Source organism: Ruegeria sp. BE10, assembly GCF_056538905.1.
This window is the reverse complement of record NZ_JBQFTX010000002.1, coordinates 289071-313088: the sequence shown is the minus strand read 5'-3', so window position 1 is coordinate 313088 and position 24018 is coordinate 289071. Positions and strand designations below refer to the sequence as shown.

Below are 24018 nucleotides of genomic sequence, written 5' to 3'. Positions count from 1 at the left end.
AAATGCGACCAATTTTGACCTTACGCCTAACCTTCTAGGGCGGCGACGCCGGGCAGGGTTTTACCTTCCATCCATTCCAGGAACGCGCCGCCAGCGGTCGAGATATACGAGAAATCCTTGGCCGCACCGGATGCATTCAGCGCCGCGACTGTGTCACCGCCGCCAGCGACCGAAACCAGCTGTCCCGACCGTGTCAGCGCCGCCGCTTTTAGGGCCGCTGCGTTGGTGGCAGTGTCAAAGGGCTCGATCTCGAATGCGCCCAGCGGACCGTTCCAGATCAGGGTCTGGCTCTGACCAAATATGTCCGTAATGGTCGTTACGCTTTCAGGACCAGCGTCCAGGATCATTCCGTCTTCGGTGCATTGATCGGCTGGCAACACCTGATGTGGGGCATTTGCCTCGAATTTCTCGGCGACCACAACGTCCGAAGGCAATACGATCTTACAGCCCGAGGTTTCAGCCTTGGTCAAGATCTCGGCTGCGGTGTCCTTCATCGCTGTTTCCGCCAATGATTTGCCAACGCTAACTCCCTGAGCGACCAAAAACGTATTCGCCATACCGCCACCGATCACCAGGTAATCAACCTTGTCGATCAAGTTGCCCAGCAGCTCTAGCTTGGTTGATACCTTTGCCCCCCCAACAACCGCTGTCACAGGGCGCTTGGGCGCACTCAGTGCGCCTTCCAGCGCTTCCAGCTCGGCCTGCATCAGGCGGCCAGCACAGGCAGGCAGTAGCCGCGCGATGGCCTCGGTCGAGCTGTGGGCGCGGTGGGCGGCTGAGAACGCGTCGTTGCAATAGACATCGCCCAGCTTAGCCATGCCGGCGGCAAGATCGGCGTCGTTCTTGGTTTCAGCGGCGTGAAAGCGGGTATTCTCCAGCAGCAGTACCTGACCGGGCTTCAAGGCTTCGGCGGCTAGATCAGCCTCGGTGCCGACGCAATCTGCGGCGAATAGAACTTCGGTGCCAAAGGCGGCTTCAAGCGTGGGGATCAATTGTTTCAGCGACAGGTTCTCGCGCCGCTCGCCACCAGGGCGACCGAAATGGGCCAGCAGGATAGGCTTGCCGCCTGCTGCGAGGATATCGCGAACGGTCGGGACGATACGCTGAATACGGGTCGCATCTGTCACAACTCCGTCAACGACCGGCACGTTGATATCGACGCGCACCAGCACGCGTTTGCCGTTCAGGTCCATATCGTCCAGAGTTTTCCAGCCCATCGCTCTATCCTTGCCATTTAAACAGATTCAGGCGGTTCTTTTCCTGCATTTTGCCTTCAGGTCAATGCGTCACTTGGCATTCACGCGCGTGGCGCATAGGTATTTGCGCAAGATAAACGACAGGAGGGCCTCATGGCCGAGATCAAGGATCCCGAAAACACGATCATCATGGAACTGAAAGACGGCAATGTCGTCATCGAGCTGCTGCCGGACGTTGCCCCACAGCACAGTGCCCGGATGAAGGAACTGGCGCGTGGTGGTGAGTATGACAACGTGGCCTTTCACCGCGTGATCGACGGTTTCATGGCGCAAACCGGCGACGTGCAGCACGGCGATATGGAAGACGGGTTCAACCTGCGTATGGCGGGTACTGGCGGCTCGTCTTTGCCGAACGTCCCGGCAGAGTTCTCAAAGCTGCCGCATGACCGTGGCACCTTGGGTGCGGCTCGTTCGCAAAACCCGGACTCGGCCAACTCGCAGTTCTTCATCAACTTCAAGGACAACCACTTCCTGAATGGCCAGTACACCGTTTACGGCCGCGTCATCGACGGGATGGAGCATGTAGATGCCATCGTGCGTGGCGAGCCGCCTGCAAGCCCCGACCGCATGATCAGCGTCAAGGTTGCGTCTGATGTATAAGCTGGCCGCCGCTTTTGCCCTGCTAGCCAGCCCTGCGCTGGCCACGGGCCTGCAGATCGAGATCGAAGGTGAGGGCGCCAACGGCACCGTCACCGTTGACCTATTTGATGACATCGCCCCCAAACATGTCGAGCAGATCAGCGCTCTGGCCTCTGAGGGCAAGTATGACGGCGTGGTGTTCCACCGTGTCATCGACGGTTTCATGGCGCAGACCGGTGATGTTGAATTCGGCCGTATCGGTGGCGACATGCGTCGTGCCGGAACCGGTGGATCTGATCGCCCCGATTTGCCTGCCGAGTTCTCGGATTTCAACTATGACCGCGGTGTCGTCGGCATGGCGCGAGCGCAGGATCCAGACAGCGCGAATTCGCAGTTCTTCATCATGTTCGAACCGGGTCCGTTTCTGAACGGCCAATACACGGTTGTCGGTCAGGTCACTGACGGCATGGACGTGGTGGACGCGATTAAGCGCGGTGACGGCCCGAACGGCGCTGTGATCGGTCAACCGGACGTGATGAAAAAAGTCACCGTCACCGAATAATAAAAAAAGCCCCGATGCGCATCGGCATCGGGGCTTTTTTGTCTCAGTCGTCACCCATCATTTGCCAAATCAGCGCCCCGATGGCTGCGCCGATAAGTGGGGCGACCCAGAATAGCCAGAGCTGCGCCAGCGCTGGGCCGTCAGCAAACAGGGCCACGCCGGTAGAACGCGCCGGGTTGACCGAGGTGTTGGTCACCGGGATCGAAATCAGGTGGATCAGGGTCAGGCAAAGGCCAATCGCGATCGGAGCGAACCCGTCAGGTGCAAAGTTGGATGTTGCGCCCAGTATGACCACAATGAAGAACGCGGTCATCACGATCTCAATCACCAATGCAGACATCATTGAATAACCTTCGGGTGACGCTTCGCCGTACCCGTTCGAGGCGAACCCGCCAACACCTTCGAACCCTGGTGCGCCGCTGACGATCAGGTACAAAACGGCCGCAGCAGCAATGGCGCCGATCACCTGCGCGATCCAATAGGGGATCAGTTCTTGCGCCGGGAACCTGCCTCCGATCATCAAGCCAAGGCTGACCGCCGGGTTGAAATGCCCGCCCGAGATATGTCCAACCGCGTATGCCATGGTCAGAACCGTCAGGCCGAAGGCAAAGGAAACGCCCAACCAGCCGATGCCTACGTCAGCAACGCCAGCCGCCAGAACGGCGCTGCCGCACCCGCCCAGTACCAGCCAGAATGTGCCGAAGAACTCGGCCATGAGTTTAGGTGCCATGAAAATCCCTCCTGAAAACACTGGTTTAAGCGTAATTCAAAAATCACAATTTGTGAAATGTCAGTATAAGGAGAAAATTCTCCAACTGTGTTCAGGGATGACTTTTCACGTCCCTGTTGGCTTCATTTCTTTGCGTTGTCCCAACTGGCTGGATCCAGTCGAAACAGCTTTGACAGCTGTTTATAAACATCGGGAACAGCGGCCTTGAGCTGCCGGGGCTGTTCAAAAAACACCTCGACCGACACGGCAAAGAACTCTTCGTGACCCACGGCACCATAAGGATCGATAACCGTAGGTTGGCCATGCTCGACTGCTCGAACGTGGGCGTCATAGGCAGTCAGGAAAACACGTTCCCACTCCGCAAAGCTCTGACCGTCGCTCAGGATCGGAACGCCGTTGGTGCCCCCAGACAGGTCATCGACCTGATGCGCAAACTCGTGCAGGACGACGTTCTGCCCATCGTGATCATTCGCGGCGCCTTGCTTGCTGTGCGACCACGACAGAATGACCGGCCCGCGATCCCAGCTTTCGCCGGTGCGTACGATCTCTTTTTCACTGACGACATAGCCATCTTGCCGCCGCTGACGTGATTTGAAGGCGCTAGGATAGATCAGGATGGTTGTCAGGTGATCGTACCAAAGGTCGCTGTTAACCAACAAAAGGCTGGCTTGCACAGCAATGGCCAGCTCCATCTCTTCGGTGACTTCAAGCCCGTCGCAGCCGTGGAACTCCACCTGGTCCAGAAAAAGGTTCACCTTGCCGTCCAGCTTGGCTCGCAGATCGGCGGGAAGGCGGCGGATCAGTGGTACTTGCTGCTCGATCAGCCTGCGCTGGTGGTCGGTCAAGGGTGTGGCCAGCAGGGTCTGCCGTGCTTGGGATTTGGACCAGTGGCGGTACAGAAAGAAGCCCACAATCAACAGAAGGATAGAGAAAAAGATCAACATGTCAGAACCCTATACCGACCACAGCAACCGGCAAGGGCAAAAGAAAAACGCCGCAGGCTGACCCGCGGCGTTTGCTTATTCATATTTAGGGGCAGTGTTACTGCTTGACCTCGGCCGCCGGGTTGGCGCCCGACTTGCCGCTGCGGCCAGGATTCAGCGGGTCGTCCTGACGCTGCACTGAACCTTCGAAATGCGCGCCGCTTTCGATGGCGATGGTCTTGTGGATGATGTCGCCTTCGACACGGGCAGACGAGGTCAGGCGCACCTTCAGGCCACGCACGCGGCCCACGATGCGGCCGTTGATCACGACGTCATCAGCGGTGACTTCGCCCTTGATGGTCGCGGTTTCGCCGATGGTCAGCAGGTGCGCGCGGATGTCGCCTTCTACTGTGCCTTCGACCTGGATGTCGCCCGTGGTTTTCAGATTGCCTGTGATGTGCAGATCCGAGGACAGAACCGATGCCGGAGGCTTGGGCTTGGGCGCGGTGCTGGCCTTGGTTTCCGCCGGTGCAGGGGCAGCCGGTGTCGCCGGAGCAGCAGGTTTTGCTGTCTCGGGGGCGTCGGATGCGGGCTCGTTGATTTTGCTCTTAGAAAACATTTCTCGCAGCCTTAATGTAAGTCATTGGATTTCTTGGCACACCGTCGACGCGAACCTCATAGTGCAGATGCGTGCCGGTAGACCGTCCAGTGCTACCCATATCAGCAATATGATCCCCGCGCGAGACCCTTTGGCCAACCTTGACCCGGATCTTGGTATTATGAGCGTAAAGAGTTTCAACCCCGAACGCGTGCTTGATTTTCACCAGCCTGCCGAACCCGGATTGCCAGCCCGCATGGGTGACGATTCCGTCGGCGGTGGCAAAGATGTCGGTTCCGTGGGCACCGGCAAAATCCGCCCCATTGTGCATGCGCCGCCCCCCGGTTTTTGGATCCCGTCGCGTGCCAAAGCCGCTGGTAAAGCGCACCACATCATGCACCGGGCTGGCAAAGGGGGCTTTTTCGGCGGCAATGCGGTACAGGTTCAGCTGGTCCATCTGTTGCAGCAACACATTCGCGCGGATTTCGTCGGGGGTCAGGTCCTCTCCGCGCGTGCTGAATGAGATGGGGGTGAGGGGGCCACCCATGCCGCTATAGCCGCGGCGGACTTCTTCGATAATACGGTCGGTGGGCATACCGGCCTGGCGGAACATTTTGTCCAGAGGCTCAACCGAGATAATCATCGCCTCTTCCAGCTGGCGGAAAATCTCGTCGCTGCGTTCCTGCATCAAACGGATTTCCAACTCAAGATCGTCGCGCTGCGCCAGAGCATCCTGTGCATCGGCGGCGATTTGGTCACGCTCTTGTGCCGTCCGGACCAGAGCGTCGGTCATGAAATTCATTTGTTCCGGGTCGCCTGCGGCGGTCATATAAATGTCGCCGTCATCGGTCTCGACCTGCATGCTGGCCAGCTCAGTGCGGGCCTCTTCGCGCTGTTTCATCGTGGCGCGCAGGGTGGTCTGGATGACCTCGATCCCGGTCTCAAGCTCGCGGCGGCGGTTTTCCGATGCCAGCAGCTCCGATTGCATCGCCGAGATCTGTTCCAGCGCCGCGTTGAACCGGTCTTGCGCTGCCAGCGCTTCTTGCGCCCGGGCATCCCGTTCCGTCGACAGGATGTTCAGACGGTCTTGATAAGTCGCCTGATCCCGCTTGGCTTGCTCGCGGAAGTTACCCGATCCGATGCTGTCCATCAGCAGAATCGCCGTGGCGACGGCGGTCCAGCCAACGAATACTGCAACGCCAGCAACGGCGAAAATCTGCGTTTCCGAGCTGAGCCGGATAAACCGCGTGTCGTTGTCAGATTTCAGGAAAACCCGGCGTTCGGGAAAATGCCGCTCGAGCAGTGAGTGTAGTTTGATTGCCAGACGGGTTCGCACGCGTCTTCACCTCTCATCCCCAAGATTCGGGATCGGTCGTGAGTGATAGCCGTCCCTTTGGCGAAGTGCATAGAGGGCACGGGTGATTTGGGCAAGTTTGTAAACTAGTTCACACATGAAACCGCGTTATTCCCGCCAAATCTCGGCGGGAAATTGCCGATAACATCAATTTGCGCGCGTTTATTGCGCCGAACCGGGCGCGGGCAACTCCTCGGTCAGGGGCCAGTAGAAATCAGGCGGCAACCCGGCCTCGGCGCGTTTTTCTTCGTTGAAAGGTGGCTTCAACACGCCGTGAAAGTACCGGCGAACCAATTGGTGAAACACATCCTTGGGATCGGCATTCTCGCGCCCACACAGGAAATGAAACCATTTCGAGCCATAAGCCACATGCCCGACCTCTTCGGCATAAATGACTTCCAGCGCAGCAATAGCTTTTTCGTCCTTGGCCTTGCGGAATATGTCGATCATGCCGGGGGTCACGTCCAGCCCGCGTGCCTCAAGCACCATGGGAACCACGGCCAATCGACCCATCAAATCTTCGGCGGTGTCCTCGGCCGCGCGCCACATCCCAGCATGGGCGGGCAGGGCGCCATAGTTGCTATCCATGGCCTCAAGGCAATCGCACACCATCTCGAAATGACGCGATTCCTCTTCGGCGCATTTAACCCAGTCGTCATAAAACCCGACAGGCATCGGCACATGACCAAAGCGGGCGATGATGTCCCAATGCAGATCAACGGCGTTCAACTCGATATGTGCGACAGCGTGCAGCAGGGCGACACGGCCCGCTTCTGTACCCGGTTTCCGTTTTGGTACCTCGCGCGGGGAAAGCAGTTCAGGCTGATCCGGGCGTGCGGGTTGCAGCGGTGGCGTAGCGGTGCCGATCTCGATCTCTGGCGCGTCACCGCTGCGCGATGCGAACCACGCGGCGGCATGACTTTTGGACAGGGCGGTTTTTTCCCGACCATCCGCCGTTGTCAGAACCTCAGTAGCCATCTGGGTCAGCGTTTTGGGCACCATGTTTCTCCGCTTGATTGCACGCGCGGCTCTTAGACCGGATGGCGCGCGTGGTCGAGGGGCGTTACATCGCCCGTACGGCTTCCAGCACTTCATCCACGTGACCAGGAACTTTGACCTTGCGCCAGATCTTGGCGATTTTGCCATCGGCATCGATGATGAAGGTCGAGCGCTGAATGCCCATCGATTTCTTACCGTACATATTCTTTTCAACCCATACGCCATAGTCCTCGCAGACCGACGAGCCCTCATCCGACAACAGCGGAGTGGTCAGATTGTGCTTGGCGACAAACTTGTCGTGCTTGGCGACGCTGTCCCGCGAGATGCCGAAAACGTGAGCGCCCGCGTCACCAAAGGCTTGAAGTTGTTCCGAGAAACCGATGGATTCCTTGGTGCAGCCCGGCGTATCATCACGAGGATAGAAGAACAGAACGACGGTGCCGCCGCGCAGGGCTGACAATGTGACCTCGCCGCCTCCGTCGCGGGGCAAAGTGAAATCAGGGGCGATGTCTGAAACGTCGGGCATTGGAAACTCCGCTAAAGTTTTTTAAGGGCTGCCAGACATCATAGGGCGGCGCGGGCGGGTTGGAAGACGTGGATAGAAAATTGGTGCAGCACGAAGACAAAAGTGCGTCGCAGCCCAAAAAGCCCCGGCGTCGCCGGTCCCGTCGTCGTATTGCCGCGCATTTTTCCGGTTGGACGGTCCTGTCGCTGGGGCTGTTGGTCTTTGTGGGCTGGTTTTTTCTGATCGGCCAGAATCTTCATGCACCCGAATGGTTGCGAAAGCAGGTTGAACAGCGCCTTGAACACAGCCTCGGAGGGCTGAAAATCCGGTTTGGCGACGTCAACTTTATCGTGAATGAGGAATGGCGTCCCCGTCTGCAGCTGAGCGACGTGACGATCAGCGACGCAGCCGGGCAGCAGATTGCGCAGGTTTCGGACCTGCGCACCCGATTGTCGATGCGCGGGCTTTTACGGGGTCAAATCCGCCCGCGCCGCATCATCCTTCGCGATGCACAGATCGCGCTGACCCGGGGCCTGGACGGGGCATTGTCGCTGACAGTTGGTTCGGGCAGCGCCCCTGTGCAGCAAGCACCGGACCTGGCCCAACTGATCGAGCAATCGGATGATGTATTCCTGTCGCCTATCCTGTCCGGGTTGCGTTCGGTCGACTTGGAATCGCTGACGCTGGATTATCAGGATCTGCGTCTTGGGCGGGCCTGGGTATTCGACGGGGGACATATCACTGTGACCCGCACCGGCGATGAAATGCATCTGGCCACGGGGTTTTCCGTGCTGACCGGGCGCGACTATGCAAGCTCGATCGAGGCGAACTATACCAGTGTTCTGGGTACGCCACAGGCGCGGTTCGGCATTTCGATCACCGACCTGCCAGCCGAAGACATCGCCAGCCAAAGTCTTGCCCTGTCGTGGTTGCAGGTTCTCAAGGCACCGATCTCTGGGGCGTTGCGCGGCAGCATTGACGACAAGGCGGCGTTGGGGCCGCTGTTTGCAACGCTAAACCTTGGGGCAGGCGCGGTGCAGCCCACGCAGGAAACGCGCCCCATTCCATTCGAGTCCGCCAGAACCTACTTCACCTACAACCCCACGCGGCAGGAGCTGGACTTCAACGAAGTCTCGGTGGTGTCCGCATGGGGCGCGTTTCATGCCGAGGGCAAGGCGTTCCTGCGTGGAATTGAAAACGGTGCGTTGGAAAGCCTGACCTCGCAGCTGAGCCTCAGCAACATCAACATCAACCCGGCCAACCTGTTTCCAGAATCGCTGAACCTGGCACGCGCCGAACTTGATATGAAGATGAAATTGGCCCCGTTCGAGTTGCGGTTGGGTCAGATCATGGTCGAAGACGCCAACTATCGGTTGCTGGGTTCTGGCAAGCTGATCGGCGAACCCGAGGGTTGGGCGGCGCAACTGGATGCACATCTGGACAGCATGAACGGGGATGAACTGTTGAACTACTGGCCTGAACGCCTGGCGTCAAAACCACGGCTTTGGGTCCAAGAGAATTTGTATGAGGGGCGGTTCTCGGACGTTGACTTTGCTTTGCGGCTGCGGCCAGACAGCAAACCAGATATCTATCTGGATTTCGGTTTTGACGAGGCAAAGATCAGGTTCGCCAAGACCCTGCCGCCGCTTGAGAACGCACAGGGACAGGCCAGTCTGATCAATCACCGTTTCACCGCCACCGCTGAATCGGGTGTTGTCATCGCGGATGAAGGGGGCGCAGTTGATGCCACGGGCACGTCCTTCATCATCCCCGATACCGAGATCAAGGGGATTTCCCCGTCGATTACCCGGATCACGGCCCAAGGGAGTGCGACCGCTGCGTTGTCGCTGCTTGATCGCCCGCCGCTCAGCTTGCTAACCAAAGCGAACCTGCCGGTTGATCTGGTCGAAGGTACTGTAAATCTTGCCGGAACATTGTCGCTGCCAATGAAGAAGGGGTTGAAATTCGAAGACACCGAATTCCACTTTCTTGGTGATATCGACAATGTAGAAAGTGACAAACTGGTTCCTGGCTTTTCGGTCAGCGCCGACCAGCTTGCGCTTGAAGGCAACCAAACCGGCGTTGAAATTTCCGGCGAAGGATTGTTTGGCGATGTTCCCATCCAAGCTGTGTGGCGACAACCGATCGGTGAAACCGAAGCGCAGCGCAGCGAATTGACGGGCCAGATCGAATTGTCCCCCCGATTGATGACCGAGTTGAATGCCGGGTTGCCTCGGGGGATGCTGACGGGGCAGGGCACGGCGGATATTGCGCTGGGTATTGGCGCAGGTACTCCGCCAAAGCTGACCGCATCGTCCGATTTGAAAGGCGTCGCGCTGGCTATTCCCGAACTGGGCTGGCGCAAGGGGACGGGCACGCCCGGCACGATGACGCTTGAGGCCACGCTGGGGGACAACCTGCGAGTGGACGAACTTAAGCTGGATGCAGCCGGATTGCGCACCACCGCGTCGATCTCGTTCAACGACGGGGATTTCGACCGGGTTCAGTTCAGTTCCTTTGATCTAGGCAATTGGCTGGCGGTTCCGGCCGAGCTTGTCAATCGAGGTGGGGCAGTGCCGGATATTCGGGTGCTGGGTGGCGTGATGGATCTGGGGCGCGCGACTTTTGGCAGTGGCGGCGGCGGTAGTGGTGGCGGTTCCGGTACCGGCCCTCGAATGGACGTGACATTGGACCGTTTGCAAGTAACCGAGACCATAGCCCTGACCGGGTTCAAGGGCGCGTTTCAAACCACCGGCGGCGTCAACGGTGCCTTCACCGCCAACGTAAACGGGGGCGCGTCTGTGCGTGGGCAGGTCTCTCCACGTGCGGATCGCAGCGCGGTGACACTGACCTCGGATGATGCGGGGGCGGTACTGCGGTCTGCGGGCATGATCACACAGGCGCGAAGCGGATCCCTGAACGTGCAACTGGAACCGGTTGCCGGGCCCGGCAATTACGACGTCATCGCGAAAATCACCAATACATATATTAAGGATGCCCCGGCCATGGCCGCGCTGCTGAACGCCATCAGCCTTGTTGGTCTGGTCAATGAAATGGCCGGGCAGGGCATCTTTTTCTCGTCCATCGAAAGCCGGATGCGCATCACCCCGACCGAGGTCAAAGTTCTCAGCGGCAGCGCGGTAGGTCCGTCGATGGGATTGTCCTTTGACGGCACCATCAACACGGTTGCCGGAACGCTGAACCTGCGTGGCGCGATTTCTCCGATCTATCTGGTGAACGCGATTGGCAGTGTTTTCACTAAAAAAGGTGAGGGCGTCATTGGTTTCAACTATACCCTGACCGGACCGTTGCGGGACCCGAAAGTGTCGGTCAATCCGTTGTCTGGGCTGGCACCACTGTTTCTGCGAAACCTACTGAGGGCTCCAGCCCCCACGGTGTCCGACGGGCCAAACGCACAGCCGATAAAACCGGATGAGCCGAAACGAACTTTCGGGGCACCACCATCAGACCGTTGAATTGGGAAGTGGGGCGCTGTATGGCGCGGCCATGAAACTCAGCGACTTTGATTTCCACCTGCCCGAAGACCTGATTGCCACACGCCCGGCGAGCCCACGCTCGTCCGCGCGGCTGCTTGTGGCCAATGGTGAAACGGTAACGGACGCCCATGTGTTTGATTTGCCGGATTGGCTGCAACCTGGTGACCGGCTGGTGCTGAACGATACGCGCGTTATCCCCGCGCGCCTGAACGGTCGCCGCCATCGCGACACCGCACAGGGGCCGGTCTCGGCCGCGATCGAAGCGACCTTGCTGGACCCGCAGGCCGACGGCACATGGGCGGCGCTGATCAAACCGCTGAAAAAGGTCAAGCTGGGTGAAGACATCAGGTTTTCCGATGACCTCAGCGCCACGCTGGACCGGGTCGAAGATGGCCAGGCTTATTTGCGATTCAACCTGACGGGCGAGGATTTCGATGCCGCGCTGGAACAGGCCGGTGCAATGCCGTTGCCGCCCTACATTGCGGCCAAACGCCCGGCGGACGAACAAGACAAGACCGATTACCAGACGATCTGGGCACGCAATTCGGGTGCCGTCGCAGCCCCCACGGCATCGCTGCACTTTGATCAGGCGCTGATGCAGGTGCTTGAAGCCCGCGGGGTCGCCATCAGCCACGTGACCTTGCATGTGGGGGCTGGGACCTTCCTGCCGGTCAAAGTCGAAGACGTGACCACCCACAAGATGCACGCCGAATGGGGCAAGGTCAGCGCCTCGGCCGTCGAAGAAATCCGCGCCACCAAAGCCGCCGGAGGGCGGGTGATCCCCGTGGGCACAACCGCCCTGCGCCTGATCGAAAGCGCCGCACGGTCCGGGCAGATCGAGCCGTGGGAGGGTGATACTGATATCTTCATCTATCCCGGTTTTGAATTCCACGTCACCGACGCGTTGATGACCAACTTCCATCTGCCGAAATCCACCCTGCTGATGCTGGTTTCGGCACTGATGGGGCAGGACCGGATGCGAGATGTCTACGCGCATGCGATTGAACAGAAATATCGTTTCTTTTCCTACGGAGACGCGTCGCTTTTGATCCCATAAGGGGCGCGTTGTCGGGATCGTCTACCTGCAATGTCGTAGACAAGCGCGATCAGAGCCGTTTTTCATATAAAAACGAATCCATAATACAGGTCGGCATTTTTCGGAGGCCCCAATGATTCAGGTCCTGTCCAGCGCGTGGGCGCTTCTTCTTGGTATGGGCCTATTGATGGTCGGAAACGGCCTGCAAGGGACGATCCTGGGGGTTCGGGGTGAGATCGAGGGCTTTTCGACCCTGCAAATGTCCTTTGTGATGTCAGCCTATTTTATGGGATTTCTGGGCGGGTCGCGTCTGGCGCCCGAAATGATCCGACGGGTTGGGCATGTGCGTGTGTTTGCGGCGTTGGCCTCATTCATCTCGGCCGTCATGATCCTGTACCCGTTGATGACCGACCCGGTCATCTGGATTTTGGGTCGTGTCGTGATCGGATTTTGCTTTTCCGGCGTGTACGTCACGGCAGAAAGCTGGTTGAACAACGCGGCCAGCAACGAGAACCGCGGTCAGGCGCTATCGCTGTATATGATCTTCCAGATGACGGGCATCATCACTGCCCAAGGGCTGGTATTGTTGGGCGACCCGGCTGGGTTTGACACTTTCGTGATTGCCTCCATTCTGGTTTCCGTCTCATTTGCGCCAATCCTGCTGTCTATTTCACCAACACCGGCGTTCGACACAACCAAACCAATGACCTTACGCGAACTTTTCAAAAGCTCGCCGCTGGGCTGTGTCGGTATGTTTCTTCTGGGTGGTGTATTCTCGGCTCAGTTCGGTATGGCGTCGGTCTACGGTGCCCGCGCGGGCCTGTCGTTGGTTGAAATTTCGACCTTTATCGCTGCGTTCTATGTCGGTGCCTTGGTGCTGCAATACCCGCTGGGCTGGATGTCGGACCGCATGGACCGTCGTTTCCTGATTATGTTGGTTGCAGGGGTGGGAACGTGTGCTGCATTAGCGGGCATGCTATTCGGCGTCACTTTCCCGATCCTGTTGGGCGCGGCCTTTGTGATCGGGGGAATGTCGAACCCGCTTTATTCGCTGTTGATCGCCCACGCGAACGATTTTCTGGATCATGAAGATATGGCCGCAGCCTCGGGCGGTTTGCTGTTCATCAACGGTCTCGGCGCGATTGCCGGCCCGCTGATCACCGGTTGGCTGATGGGGGACAGCGTCTTTGGCCCGCAGGGGTTCTTCCTGTTCATCGCCGCGTTACTTGCAACGATGGCTGTTTATGCGCTGTACCGTATGACACAGCGTGCGGCGATCCCGGTGGATGAGACGGGCACCATGTCCCCGGTCTATCCGACGGCCTCGCCAGTTGCGGTTGAAGTGGCGCAAGAGGTTGCCATTGAAGCCGCCGAAGCCGAGGCCGAAACGCAAGATGTTGCCTAAGACACAAGAATATGTCGCGAATGTTGCAATTTTTTACTGTTACAATCCTGAAAAACATCCTTAAATGACCTTACGTCCCTGGGGAGGGCAACACGACGGAGTTAGGGCAATGGTAGGGCCTGAAGAAGTATTGAGTTATTGGTTAGATGAGATTGGTCCCAAAGGTTGGTATCTACAGGACGATGCCTTGGACGCAGACATTCGCGAACGGTTTTTGACCACCTGGGAAGCCGCGAATGAAGGCAAATTCTCTCTTTGGTTGACGTATCCTAGTGGGTCACTGGCCTACATCATTTTGATGGACCAGTTCCCGCGCAACATGTTCCGCGGCAGCGCCAAGGCTTTTGCGTCAGATCGCGCCGCATTGTCGGCCGCGAAATGTGCGGTGGACAAGGGGTGGGATCTCAAGATCGACGAACCAGCGCGGCAGTTCTTTTACCTGCCGATGATGCATTCGGAAAATCTGTGTGATCAGGAACGCTGTGTCCGTTTGATGTGCCAGAACATGAGTGACAGCGATAAAAGCAATCTGCTGCACGCACGAGCACATCGTGAGGTGATACGCAAATTTGGGCGTTTCCCTTATCGGAACGAAGCACTGGACCGTCCGATGACCGAACACGAAGCCGCCTATGTCGACATGGGTGGATATGGTTCGACGGTACGCGAATTGCAGGCGTCCCTCTAGGACTGCGGCACGCAAGCTCGAATGGCAATAATTCGGTCGGCGACCACGTCGGCCGATTTCTCTATGGCGGAATTGATCAGCTTGTCCGGAGAGTCGGTCAACTCGGCAATGCTGGCTTGCGCGCCTTGCATTCTTTGTTCCAGATTATCCAGTTTTACCAGCGCCGTGGATATCCGCAGTCTTTCGGCAATATCTGTGACTGAGCCGCTTGATTGCACCTCGGCAAGATCATTGCGTAGCGCCGCAAGTTCCCCCCGAACGCCGAGAATTTCGTCCTTCAAGGGTGCGATAACCTGGACTTTTTCCGAGAAGACCGTGGTGACGCCCTCGACTGTCGATGCCAGTTTCCAGCCTAGAAATAAGCAAAGAGCCACGAGGATGAGTGTCGCGTTGAGCATTGCAAGCAGCAGATCTTTAAGTGTTTTGGCCATGGTAAGCCTCTCGAATGATTTGCGTTTATGAAATGGCGGGCGAACCCGACATCTATGTTCTAGCCATTGAAGGATGCCCGGTATAGGCTGAAAACCGCATAAACTGATACCGATGATCCCTCGTCGTATTTGTCGCGGGATTGGTGTGTTGATGCGTTTCGAAAATTAGTTTAATGGTAAACTAAATTTTCAACCGTCCTGCGCCGAGAGGGAAACATGGCTGCACAATCTTTTGATCTGATCGTAATCGGCGCTGGTCCGGGCGGCTATGTCGCTGCCATTCGTGCGGCGCAGCTGGGCCTTAAAACGGCCGTGGTTGAACGTGAGCATCTGGGCGGCATCTGCCTGAACTGGGGATGTATCCCTACCAAGGCACTGCTACGTTCGTCCGAAGTGTTTCACCTGATGGAGCGCGCCAAGGATTTTGGCCTCAAGGCGGACAAGGTCGGATACGATCTTGATGCTGTCGTTAAACGCTCGCGCGGTGTGGCGGCGCAGCTTTCAGGCGGCATCGGTCACTTGCTGAAAAAGAACAAAGTCACCGTGGTGATGGGGCAAGCGACGATTCCTGCTAAGGGCAAAGTCTCGGTCAAAACCGAGAAAGGAACCGAAGAGCTGACGGCCAAAAACATCGTACTGGCCACCGGCGCACGAGCTCGTGAATTGCCGGGGCTTGAAGCTGATGGCGATCTGGTCTGGACCTATAAGCACGCGCTGCAACCGCCGCGGATGCCCAAGAAACTTCTGGTCATCGGCTCGGGCGCGATTGGTATCGAATTCGCCAGCTTCTACAACACGTTGGGCGCTGACACGACCGTTGTCGAGGTGATGGACCGCGTGCTGCCGGTAGAAGATGCCGAAATCAGCGGGCTGGCCAAGAAAGCCTTTACCAAGCAAGGCATGACCATCATGGAAAAAGCGATGGTCAAGCAGCTGGATCGGGCCAAGGGCAAGGTCACCGCGCATATCGAAGTGAAGGGTAAGGTCGAAAAGCACGATTTCGATACCGTGATCTCGGCCGTGGGGATCGTCGGGAATGTCGAAGACCTTGGGCTTGAGGCTTTGGGCGTGAAAATCGACCGCACCCATGTTGTAACGGATGAGTTCTGTCGCACCGGAGTTGATGGTCTCTATGCGATTGGTGACATCGCGGGCGCACCGTGGCTGGCGCACAAGGCAAGCCACGAAGGCGTCATGGTCGCCGAACTGATCGCAGGCAAACACGCGCATCCCGTAAAGCCCGAAAGCATCGCCGGCTGCACCTATTGTCAGCCGCAAGTGGCTTCGGTCGGATACTCCGAGGCAAAAGCCAAAGAGTTGGGTTACGACATCAAAGTCGGTCGTTTCCCCTTTATCGGAAATGGCAAGGCCATTGCGCTGGGTGAACCCGAAGGTCTGATCAAAACAGTATTTGACGCCAAAACCGGCGAATTACTGGGGGCCCACATGATCGGTGCCGAGGTGACCGAGCTGATTCAGGGCTATGTGGTTGGTCGTCAGTTGGAAACCACGGAAGAAGACCTGATGAACACGGTCTTCCCGCATCCGACACTCTCAGAGATGATGCATGAAAGCGTTCTGGACGCTTATGGAAAGGTCATCCACATGTAATCTGCGGTGGGTGGGGACTTTGCCCCCCGCCGCCCGTTCCGGGCGACTCCCCCGAGATATTTATAGCCAGATGAAGCAAGGGATCCTTAACTTCATCTGGCCGAATACACCTCAGAGCGCGAGGCAGAGCTTCGCTTGGACTCATCAGCGCGTCAGCGCGTCCAGAATGCGAGCCCAGGACCGGATGCCTTTGTGAAAGCTTTTCACGTCGTATTTTTCGTTCGGCGAGTGAATTGCATCGTCATCGTTGGCAAAGCCAACCAGCATCGAATCCAACCCAAGTTCAGTATTGAAATAACCGACGACGGGGATCGAACCACCCATCCCGGTGAACACGGCTTCGCGCCCCCATTCGTCCGACAGGGCGCCGCGGGCGGCTTCGAACTCGGGGCGGTCCAGATTCATAACCGAAGCGGGGGACCCGTCTAGATCATTGTCCCAGTCGACCTTGGCGTCGGGTGACAGACGCTCTTGCACATGTTTGCGGATTTTGGTGCGCAAAGCGTCAGGGTCCATGTCACCGACCAGACGGCAGGTGATCTTGCAGTGTGCCTGCGACGGGATCACGGTTTTCGAGCCTGCACCATTGTAACCGCCCCACAACCCGTTAACCTCAAGCGTAGGGCGCGCCCATTGCTGTTCCAGCGTCGAATACCCTTTTTCGCCATGGGGTTGCGAATAGCCGACCGAGCTTAGGTACTCGACCTCGTCAAACCCACAGTTTTGCCACTGGCGCAGTTGCTCGGCGGGCACTTCGTGGACGCCATCATAGAACCCCTCGACCGCAACACGGCCGGTTTCGTCGTCATAGAACGAGGCGATGATCTTGGACAATTCCCGCAGGGGGTTCAGGCCGGGGCCGCCGTAATGGCCCGAATGCAGATCAATGCGGGGGCCGGTGATAGTGAATTCATCCTTGAGCATGCCGCGCAGTTGCGAGGAAATTGACGGTACGCCGCGAGATACCATCGAAGTGTCGCACACCAGTGCCAAGTCAGCTTTCAGCTCGGCCGCGTTTTCCCGCAGGAAAGGCACCAGGGACGGCGATCCTGATTCTTCTTCACCCTCGAAGAAAAAGGTGATGCGGCAGGGCAGGGAGCCATTGACGGCCTTCCAGGCCCGGCAAGCTTCGACAAAGGTCATCAACTGGCCTTTGTCATCCGACGACCCGCGACCGCGAATGACGGGGCCGTTGTCGGTGTCTTCAATGGCGGGATCGAACGGGTCGCGTTTCCACAGCTCAAGCGGATCAACGGGTTGCACGTCATAGTGCCCGTAAAACAGCACATGCGGTGCGTTGCTGTCCTCTCCGACATGGCCGACTACCATGGGGTGGCCGGTGGTTTCACGCTTTTCCGCTGCGATGCCAATACTTTGTAGGTCAGCGACCAACCAGTCCGCGGCTTGATCCACTTGCGCGTCATAGGCCGGGTCGGTCGAGATGGATGGGATGCGCAGCAGCGCCATCAGGCGATCGATTGAGGTTTGCAGATCAGTGTCGATGCGGTTCAGAACGGCGTCCAGCGACATGGGGTTCTCCTGCTTTCAAGATTTGGCAGAACCTATCAGCGCAATCGGCGCCGTCCAGTGCGCTTTGGCGGGAATATGATATAATATCGGAAACTCCGAGTGGCGCCTGCGTCGTTTCCTCGCGCCCGATGGCCGTAACTTTACTTGTCGATGCGAGTGCGAGGGGATATTTGATGCAAATCAAATGTGTGATCCCAATGTTGTCTATACGTACGGGGCACAAGGGAACGCATTGGCGTATAATCGGATTCGTCCGGTGAGAGCGTCAGAAATTTTGTCCGGCTACAAATGCAAGGGGTCGGGCATGTAAGGAGATACCGGTGGACTATACTGCTCAGCTCGATACAGCGATTGCCAAGCTGCATGATGAAGGACGTTACCGGACCTTCATCGACATCGAACGTCGCAATGGTCATTTCCCGCATGCGGTGCGGACCCGCCCGGACGGGTCGCAGCAGAATATCACCGTGTGGTGCGGCAATGACTATCTGGGCATGGGCCAGCACCCGGTTGTTCTGAACGCAATGCACGAAGCCGTTGACGCCGCCGGCGCCGGTTCGGGCGGGACCCGCAATATCTCGGGGACGACCGTCTACCACAAAAAGCTTGAGGCCGAGCTGGCCGATCTGCATGGCAAAGAGGCCGCGCTGCTGTTCACCAGTGCCTATATCGCCAATGACGCGACGCTCAGCACTTTGCCGAAATTGTTCCCCGGCCTGATTATCTATTCGGACGAGTTGAACCATGCCTCGATGATCGAGGGCGTGCGCCGCAATGGTGGGGCCAAGCGTATCTTCCGTCACAACGATGTTGCCCATCTGCGCGAATTGCTTGAGGCCGACGATCCCAAAGCACCCAAACTGATTGCGTTTGAATCCGTTTATTCGATGGACGGCGATTTTGGTCCGATTGAAGAGATTTGTGATCTGGCCGATGAGTTTGGTGCGCTGACCTATATCGACGAGGTCCACGCAGTTGGCATGTACGGCCCGCGCGGTGGCGGCGTGACTGAGCGCGATGGCCTGGCGCATCGCATCGACATTATCAACGGAACCCTTGCCAAAGCCTTTGGCGTAATGGGCGGTTATATCGCCGCCAGCGAGAAAATGTGCGATGCCGTGCGTTCTTATGCACCGGGCTTCATCTTCACCACCTCGTTGCCGCCTGCAGTGGCCGCAGGGGCAGCGGCCTCGGTAGCTTTCCTAAAAACGGCGAGCGATCTGCGTGAGCAGCATCAGACACAGGCCAAGATCCTTAAGCTGCGGCTCAAGGGGCTGGGCATGCCATTGATCGATCACGGTACACATATCGTGCCGGTGATTGTTGGAAATCCGGTACACACCAAGATCCTCAGCGACCGGCTACTTGATGATCATGGCATCTATGTTCAACCGATCAATTTCCCCACTGTCCCGCGCGGAACCGAGCGTCTGCGCTTTACCCCATCTCCGGTACATGGGCCTGACGAAATGAACCGTTTGGTACAGGCGATGGACGAACTTTGGTCACATTGTGCGCTAAATCGCGCCGAACTTGCCGGTTAACCTCACGCTAAAGTGTGCAACGCGTTTGCCGCGTGTTAAGCTTAGGCTAACAAAAGTATCGGACGAATCGTTAATGGGATGATTCGCCGTTAGCGCGAAACGCGCGCAGGCAGAATGGGGCAGCAGGGATGATTGGGCGCAGATCTCAGCGCGATTCCAAGGACGAAGCCGACGTCAGGCCAAAGGGTTTTGATGATTACGAAGTGCGGCTTGGTGACAGAATGCGCGGCGAACGGGCAACGATGGGCAAGTCCCTGTTGGATGTTCAGCGCGAACTGCGGATCAAAGCCAACTACATAGCTGCCATCGAAGACGCCGATCCTGACGCGTTCGACACACCCGGCTTCATTGCCGGGTATGTGCGTTCTTATGCCCGGTATCTGGGGATGAACCCGGATGAGACTTTTGCCGCCTTCTGTAAGGAAAGCGGGTTCGAGGTTGCGCATGGCATGTCGGCCGAGGCTTCGGTTGTTCGCAAGCCTACGGGCGCGGTTCCGGCGCGCGGTCCGATGGGGCGTGATCCGTTTACCTCGCCCAACACGCCATACATTCCCGGCCGCGAATCCCTTGTCAGCCAGATTGAACCGCGGGCTATCGGCTCGTCACTGGTTCTGGTCGCAGTGATCTGCGGCATTGGCTATGGCGGCTGGTCGGTGCTGAACAAGATTCAGCAGGTACAGGTAAGCCCGGTCGAACAGGCCCCGGTGGTTCTTTCCGATCTCGATCCGCTGGATGCGGCGCGCGACAGTGCCGAAACAGAGGTTGCCGTTGCGGCCACCCCCAGCGCCGAGGCGTTGGACCGTCTGTATCGCCCACAGGCGCTGGACGTTCCTGTTCTGGTCGCCCGTGATGCTCCGATCTCTACCTTGGACCCGCGCACTGTGGGCACCTTCCTGCCACAGGAATTGCCAAAGGTTGAGGTCGCCGAGGTCCACACTGTCGAACGCCCGGCCTTGCCGCAGGTGGTCGAGCAAATCGACACCACCTTGAAAATTGTCGCCGTGAAACCAGCCTGGATGCGGGTCACCGCAGCTGATGGAAGCGTAATCTTCGAAGGCACCCTTGGCACGGTTGAACAAGGTAATGTGTTCGAGGTTCCGCTGACGGAAGAGCCGCCTCAACTGCGCGCGGGTGCTTCGGGTTCGGTGTTCTTTTCGATGAACGGCGAACATTACGGACCGGCGGGCGCGCCGGGGACCGTCGCTAAAGGCGTTGTTCTGTCCAAGGACGCGGTTGCCGAAACCTATGCGGTTGCCGATCTTGAGGCTGATCAGAACAGCGCGCTGAAACAATTGGTGGCTGAACTTCAGGCACAGGTTTCAGAAGACCCCGCCGAGTGATCTAGCCATTGCGGTGCCCTGGCAGGCGGACTATCTAAAGACGCAACTTAGGTTGTCTTGGACCCGTCCTCATGTCGCTCAATCACGTTCGCCCGTGGCGCAATATCTACCGCCGCAAGTCCCGTCAGATCATGGTTGGGGATGTTGCTGTCGGTGGTGACGCACCCATTGCCGTTCAGACGATGACCAACACGCTGACAACCGATGTTGCGGCGACCGTGGCACAGGTGCAAGCCGCTGCCGAGGCCGGTGCCGATATCGTACGTGTGTCTGTCCCGGATGAGGCGTCATCAAAAGCCCTGAAAGAGATCGTACGCGAAAGCCCGGTGCCGATCGTCGCTGACATTCATTTCCATTATCGCCGTGGGATTGAGGCTGCCGAGGCTGGTGCTGCCTGTTTGCGGATCAATCCGGGCAATATCGGTGACGAAAAGCGTGTGAAAGAGGTCATCAAGGCGGCGCGCGACCACAATTGCTCGATCCGGATTGGCGTGAATGCGGGCAGTCTGGAAAAGCACCTGCTTGAGAAATATGGCGAGCCTTGCCCCGAAGCGATGGTCGAAAGCGGGCTGGAGCATATCCGCATCCTGCAGGACAACGATTTCCACGAATTCAAGATCAGTGTGAAGGCCAGTGACGTATTCCTATCCGCCGCTGCCTACCAGGGTATTGCCGAGGCCACCGACGCCCCCATTCACCTAGGGATCACTGAGGCCGGAGGGCTGGTGTCCGGCACCATCAAATCGGCCATCGGGCTGGGTAACCTGTTGTGGATGGGTATTGGCGACACAATCCGTGTCAGCCTGTCTGCCGATCCGGTCGAAGAGGTGAAGGTGGGTTATGAGATCCTGAAATCTCTGGGCCTTCGCCATCGCGGCGTGAACATCATCTCATGCCCGTCCTGCGCGCGGCAGGGGTTCGACGTGATCAAGACGGTCGAGGCGCTTGAGCAGCGGCTGGAACACATCAAGACCCCGATGAGCCTGTCCATTATCGGCTGCGTGGTAAACGGCCCGGGTGAGGCCTTGATGACCGATGTCGGCTTTACCGGCGGTGGGGCTGGGTCGGGTATGGTCTATCTGGCGGGCAAGGCCAGCCACAAGATGTCCAACGACCAGATGATCGACCACATCGTTGAAGAGGTCGAAAAGAAGGCAGCCGAGCTGGATGCCGCGCAGGAAGCGGCAGAATAACATAACCTCGGGTGGGCAGTTTCAAACCGCTGGCATCTGCTGTGTTGCACAGTGAATCCCGCCGCCAGATTGCCCTAATACATCCACGTTCAGGGCAACGACCTCGCGCCCAGGATAGTGGCGAGCAATTGCATCTTGCGCTAGTAGGTCGGTTTCAATATCGCCGAACTCAGGCATGATCACACCATTATTGCACACATAATAGTTCACATAAGACGCGACGAAATCCAGGTCTCTGATGCGCGGTGAATGGGGCTCTGGGATCACCTCGATTTGCAGCCCTTCGGCGGCCAATCGGTCATGTGTATCCAGTGCAGCCAGATGAAACGGGTCCCGCATGTCGGGCTCATCGGGCAGGTTCATCAAAACGCGCCCCGGCCCCGTGAAACGAGCCAAAGAGTCGATATGGTAGTCGGTGATATCTTCGCCCCATACCCCCTCGGACCAGATCATGCGATCTGCTCCGTAGGCGGCCAGCAAGCGCGTTTCGATCTGGTCCCGCGATAGGCCGGGATTGCGGTTCTTGTTCACCCACGAGCTTTCATGCGCCATGAGCAACCCGTGCCCGTCCTGTTCAACCCCTCCAGCCTCGCCTTGTAAACCGCTTGGCAGCAGGGACAGGTCCAAGTGTTCCGCTACGCGACCAGCGATGCGCGCGTCATGCGTATGGACCTGCTTCTTGCCCCAACCATTGAATTGAATCTGACGGATCGCCAACTGACCGCTTTCCTTAACGACGAATACCGGCCCAGAGTCGCGACACCAAAGATCTTCGGTCGGAATGTCCCAGAGTTCGATGGATGGCGAGAGTTTTCGCTTTGCCGATGCATGATCAGCCGCAGAAGCCAGCATGACCACGGGCTCAAATGCGGATATGGCGTTGGCTATGTCGGCGATGACCTGTTGCGTGTCTTCCAGATGGGCTGCATCCCAATACACCCGTCGGCTGTTAGGCCATTGCATAAAGGTGCGCTGATGGCGGGTTTCCTCGGCGGGTACAAAATAGCCCAAGTCCGGTTGCGATGCAGAGTGATTGGACCAACCCATCAATCCCAGCGCGCCTCCGGTCAGGATCAAATGCCTTCTGTTCATGGCAATCTTATATCGGTTCCCGGACGTTAAAGCACGTCATCGTTTCATGGCCCGAAAGTAGTTAAGGTTTTGGACCTTCCGATTGACGCAGTGTAGGCTGGCCAGAGCGAAGACTTTCAGGGTCGAACCCTAAGGGGCAAAGACATTGGCATTTCGCAATACCTCTGACCCGGTATCCCCGGCAAAGCGGGTGCACTTACTTGGCCGATGAGTGTTTGGCATGCAGATCAAACCACCCGATGGCCATGGAAAACAGGTTGTCAGGGGCGGTTTTCGCAGCGTCATTCAGAGATTTTTGGATTTTCACGGCGTCTTCATAGCGAATCCAATTTCCCGGGACATCTTCACCGAACGCACCCGATGCGCTGATTTCGAATGTGTGTTCAGGAATGTGACCATGCGGAGAAGAAGGCGCAAAAGTCTGATATTCAACGTATTTCTGATTGGAGAACTTGAATCTGTCATACCCGTGCTCATGCATGATCTCGAGCATCTTCAGGCTTCCGTTCTCAACCGACACATAGGGCGGCAGATGTGGCAATGCCATGATCTGGGAAAGGGCAAGCTGGTCTAGCCCTTCGATATCGATTTTTACGTAATGGATTTTCTTCGAAACCGGGCGCAGGTCCTTTGACAGATCAATCGCCGGAACAACGATCTTTTCAGCCCCGTCCCGCCGACTCCCAAATTCCTCGTCGACGGAGCTCCAGGCTGTATTGAACTTGTTCACATAGAATGTGACCTCATCCGCGTCGTCATCGGTAACAGCAAAATTCCTGATGTCGACGCCATCGACCTGACTGTCCGCAAAATACTTGGCCACCGTAGTGCAGAGATGAGGGATCGCCTCGATGGCAATGACCCGAAAACCCCTTTTTCGGTAGTAGACAGTGTCTTTTCCGTCATTCATGCCGATGTCGACAATAATACCCTGATCTGCCGCCGGATATTGGTACCGGCCAAATGAAGATTCTTTCGCCAACCGCTCAAGAAACGTGAGTTTAACAGGTTTTTTCTTACCGCGAAGAACACGGCCAGCTTCTCGTATGCGTCGCGCTGCGCGGGACAGTCCAGATTTCTTGTTATCGCCCATGCGTGCCTCTGACTTTGGATATATTACTTTTAGCGTGTTCAATGCCCGAGAC

Annotated in this window: 21 protein-coding genes; 10 read left to right on the top strand and 11 right to left on the bottom strand. The window is 57.6% G+C overall.

The window, feature by feature from the left end:
- Positions 1-26: 26 nt before the first annotated feature.
- The gene (locus tag ACR0M2_RS06890) at positions 27-1217 is read right to left on the bottom strand and encodes a phosphoglycerate kinase (protein ID WP_480704361.1); all 1191 of its coding nucleotides are present in this window, start codon (positions 1215-1217) and stop codon (positions 27-29) included.
- A 132-nt stretch (positions 1218-1349) separates the two neighbouring features.
- Here ACR0M2_RS06890 and ACR0M2_RS06885 point away from each other — a divergent pair, with 132 nt between their 5' ends.
- Both ACR0M2_RS06885 and ACR0M2_RS06880 read left to right on the top strand, forming a co-directional pair.
- Positions 1350-1856 carry a peptidylprolyl isomerase gene (locus tag ACR0M2_RS06885; RefSeq protein WP_170349040.1) on the top strand — a complete coding sequence of 169 codons (507 nt, stop codon included), beginning with the start codon at positions 1350-1352 and terminating at the stop codon, positions 1854-1856.
- A complete protein-coding gene (locus ACR0M2_RS06880; protein WP_170396176.1) occupies positions 1849-2397 on the top strand; it encodes a peptidylprolyl isomerase in 549 nt (182 codons plus the stop codon). Before ACR0M2_RS06885 ends, ACR0M2_RS06880 begins: the two co-directional genes overlap by 8 nt.
- 43 nt (positions 2398-2440) lie before the next feature.
- Here the strand turns inward: ACR0M2_RS06880 and aqpZ are convergent, their stop codons facing one another.
- The 6 genes from aqpZ to ACR0M2_RS06850 all read right to left on the bottom strand — a co-directional run bounded on the left by aqpZ (position 2441) and on the right by ACR0M2_RS06850 (position 7527).
- The gene (gene aqpZ / locus ACR0M2_RS06875; protein WP_170358950.1) at positions 2441-3127 is read right to left on the bottom strand and encodes an aquaporin Z; all 687 of its coding nucleotides are present in this window, start codon (positions 3125-3127) and stop codon (positions 2441-2443) included.
- A gap of 122 nt (positions 3128-3249) precedes the next feature.
- Positions 3250-4071 (bottom strand): M90 family metallopeptidase, encoded by an 822-nt coding sequence (locus tag ACR0M2_RS06870; RefSeq protein ID WP_480704360.1) that lies wholly within the window; start codon positions 4069-4071, stop codon positions 3250-3252.
- Between the two features lie 97 nt (positions 4072-4168).
- Positions 4169-4669: a bactofilin family protein gene (locus ACR0M2_RS06865; RefSeq protein WP_170349036.1), complete on the bottom strand. Its 501-nt coding sequence runs from the start codon at positions 4667-4669 to the stop codon at positions 4169-4171.
- Positions 4659-5984: a DUF5930 domain-containing protein gene (locus ACR0M2_RS06860; RefSeq protein WP_170358946.1), complete on the bottom strand. Its 1326-nt coding sequence runs from the start codon at positions 5982-5984 to the stop codon at positions 4659-4661. The genes ACR0M2_RS06865 and ACR0M2_RS06860 overlap by 11 nt, the downstream gene beginning before the upstream one ends.
- A gap of 180 nt (positions 5985-6164) precedes the next feature.
- Entirely contained in the window at positions 6165-7004 is an 840-nt protein-coding gene (locus ACR0M2_RS06855; RefSeq protein WP_170396170.1) for a ferritin-like domain-containing protein, read from the bottom strand.
- Between the two features lie 61 nt (positions 7005-7065).
- Complete coding sequence (locus tag ACR0M2_RS06850) at positions 7066-7527, bottom strand: peroxiredoxin (protein ID WP_170396168.1); 462 nt, start codon at positions 7525-7527, stop codon at positions 7066-7068.
- 68 nt (positions 7528-7595) lie between these two features.
- Between ACR0M2_RS06850 and ACR0M2_RS06845 the strand changes: the two genes are divergently transcribed.
- The 4 genes from ACR0M2_RS06845 (at position 7596) to ACR0M2_RS06830 (ending at position 14132) form a co-directional block, all read left to right on the top strand.
- A complete protein-coding gene (locus ACR0M2_RS06845; protein ID WP_480704359.1) occupies positions 7596-10982 on the top strand; it encodes a YhdP family protein in 3387 nt (1128 codons plus the stop codon).
- 31 nt (positions 10983-11013) lie between these two features.
- Entirely contained in the window at positions 11014-12060 is a 1047-nt protein-coding gene (gene queA, locus ACR0M2_RS06840; protein ID WP_480704538.1) for a tRNA preQ1(34) S-adenosylmethionine ribosyltransferase-isomerase QueA, read from the top strand.
- A gap of 112 nt (positions 12061-12172) precedes the next feature.
- Positions 12173-13444 (top strand): MFS transporter, encoded by a 1272-nt coding sequence (locus tag ACR0M2_RS06835; RefSeq protein ID WP_170375765.1) that lies wholly within the window; start codon positions 12173-12175, stop codon positions 13442-13444.
- Between the two features lie 109 nt (positions 13445-13553).
- The gene (locus ACR0M2_RS06830) at positions 13554-14132 is read left to right on the top strand and encodes a DUF924 family protein (protein WP_170358939.1); all 579 of its coding nucleotides are present in this window, start codon (positions 13554-13556) and stop codon (positions 14130-14132) included.
- On the opposite strand, the gene ACR0M2_RS06825 is transcribed toward ACR0M2_RS06830, so the two are convergent.
- On the bottom strand, positions 14129-14563 hold the full coding sequence (locus ACR0M2_RS06825) for a hypothetical protein (protein ID WP_480704358.1): 435 nt from the start codon (positions 14561-14563) through the stop codon (positions 14129-14131). The genes ACR0M2_RS06830 and ACR0M2_RS06825 overlap by 4 nt on opposite strands.
- A gap of 216 nt (positions 14564-14779) precedes the next feature.
- Here ACR0M2_RS06825 and lpdA point away from each other — a divergent pair, with 216 nt between their 5' ends.
- Positions 14780-16174 (top strand): dihydrolipoyl dehydrogenase, encoded by a 1395-nt coding sequence (gene lpdA, locus ACR0M2_RS06820; protein ID WP_170358935.1) that lies wholly within the window; start codon positions 14780-14782, stop codon positions 16172-16174.
- A 144-nt stretch (positions 16175-16318) separates the two neighbouring features.
- Here the strand turns inward: lpdA and ACR0M2_RS06815 are convergent, their stop codons facing one another.
- Entirely contained in the window at positions 16319-17704 is a 1386-nt protein-coding gene (locus ACR0M2_RS06815) for a M20/M25/M40 family metallo-hydrolase (protein ID WP_480704357.1), read from the bottom strand.
- Positions 17705-18024: 320 nt separating this feature from the next.
- On the opposite strand from ACR0M2_RS06815, the gene hemA reads away from it, so the two are divergent.
- The 3 genes from hemA (at position 18025) to ispG (ending at position 21781) form a co-directional block, all read left to right on the top strand.
- Positions 18025-19248 (top strand): 5-aminolevulinate synthase, encoded by a 1224-nt coding sequence (hemA, locus tag ACR0M2_RS06810; protein WP_170410202.1) that lies wholly within the window; start codon positions 18025-18027, stop codon positions 19246-19248.
- Between the two features lie 128 nt (positions 19249-19376).
- The gene (locus ACR0M2_RS06805) at positions 19377-20588 is read left to right on the top strand and encodes a helix-turn-helix domain-containing protein (protein ID WP_170349025.1); all 1212 of its coding nucleotides are present in this window, start codon (positions 19377-19379) and stop codon (positions 20586-20588) included.
- Positions 20589-20659: 71 nt separating this feature from the next.
- Positions 20660-21781, top strand: a complete 1122-nt coding sequence (gene ispG / locus ACR0M2_RS06800; RefSeq protein ID WP_170358927.1) for a flavodoxin-dependent (E)-4-hydroxy-3-methylbut-2-enyl-diphosphate synthase — start codon at positions 20660-20662, stop codon at positions 21779-21781.
- A gap of 21 nt (positions 21782-21802) precedes the next feature.
- Here the strand turns inward: ispG and ACR0M2_RS06795 are convergent, their stop codons facing one another.
- Both ACR0M2_RS06795 and ACR0M2_RS06790 read right to left on the bottom strand, forming a co-directional pair.
- Complete coding sequence (locus ACR0M2_RS06795; RefSeq protein WP_480704356.1) at positions 21803-22873, bottom strand: agmatine deiminase family protein; 1071 nt, start codon at positions 22871-22873, stop codon at positions 21803-21805.
- A gap of 196 nt (positions 22874-23069) precedes the next feature.
- On the bottom strand, positions 23070-23966 hold the full coding sequence (locus tag ACR0M2_RS06790; protein WP_170358923.1) for an FkbM family methyltransferase: 897 nt from the start codon (positions 23964-23966) through the stop codon (positions 23070-23072).
- Positions 23967-24018: the final 52 nt, after the last annotated feature.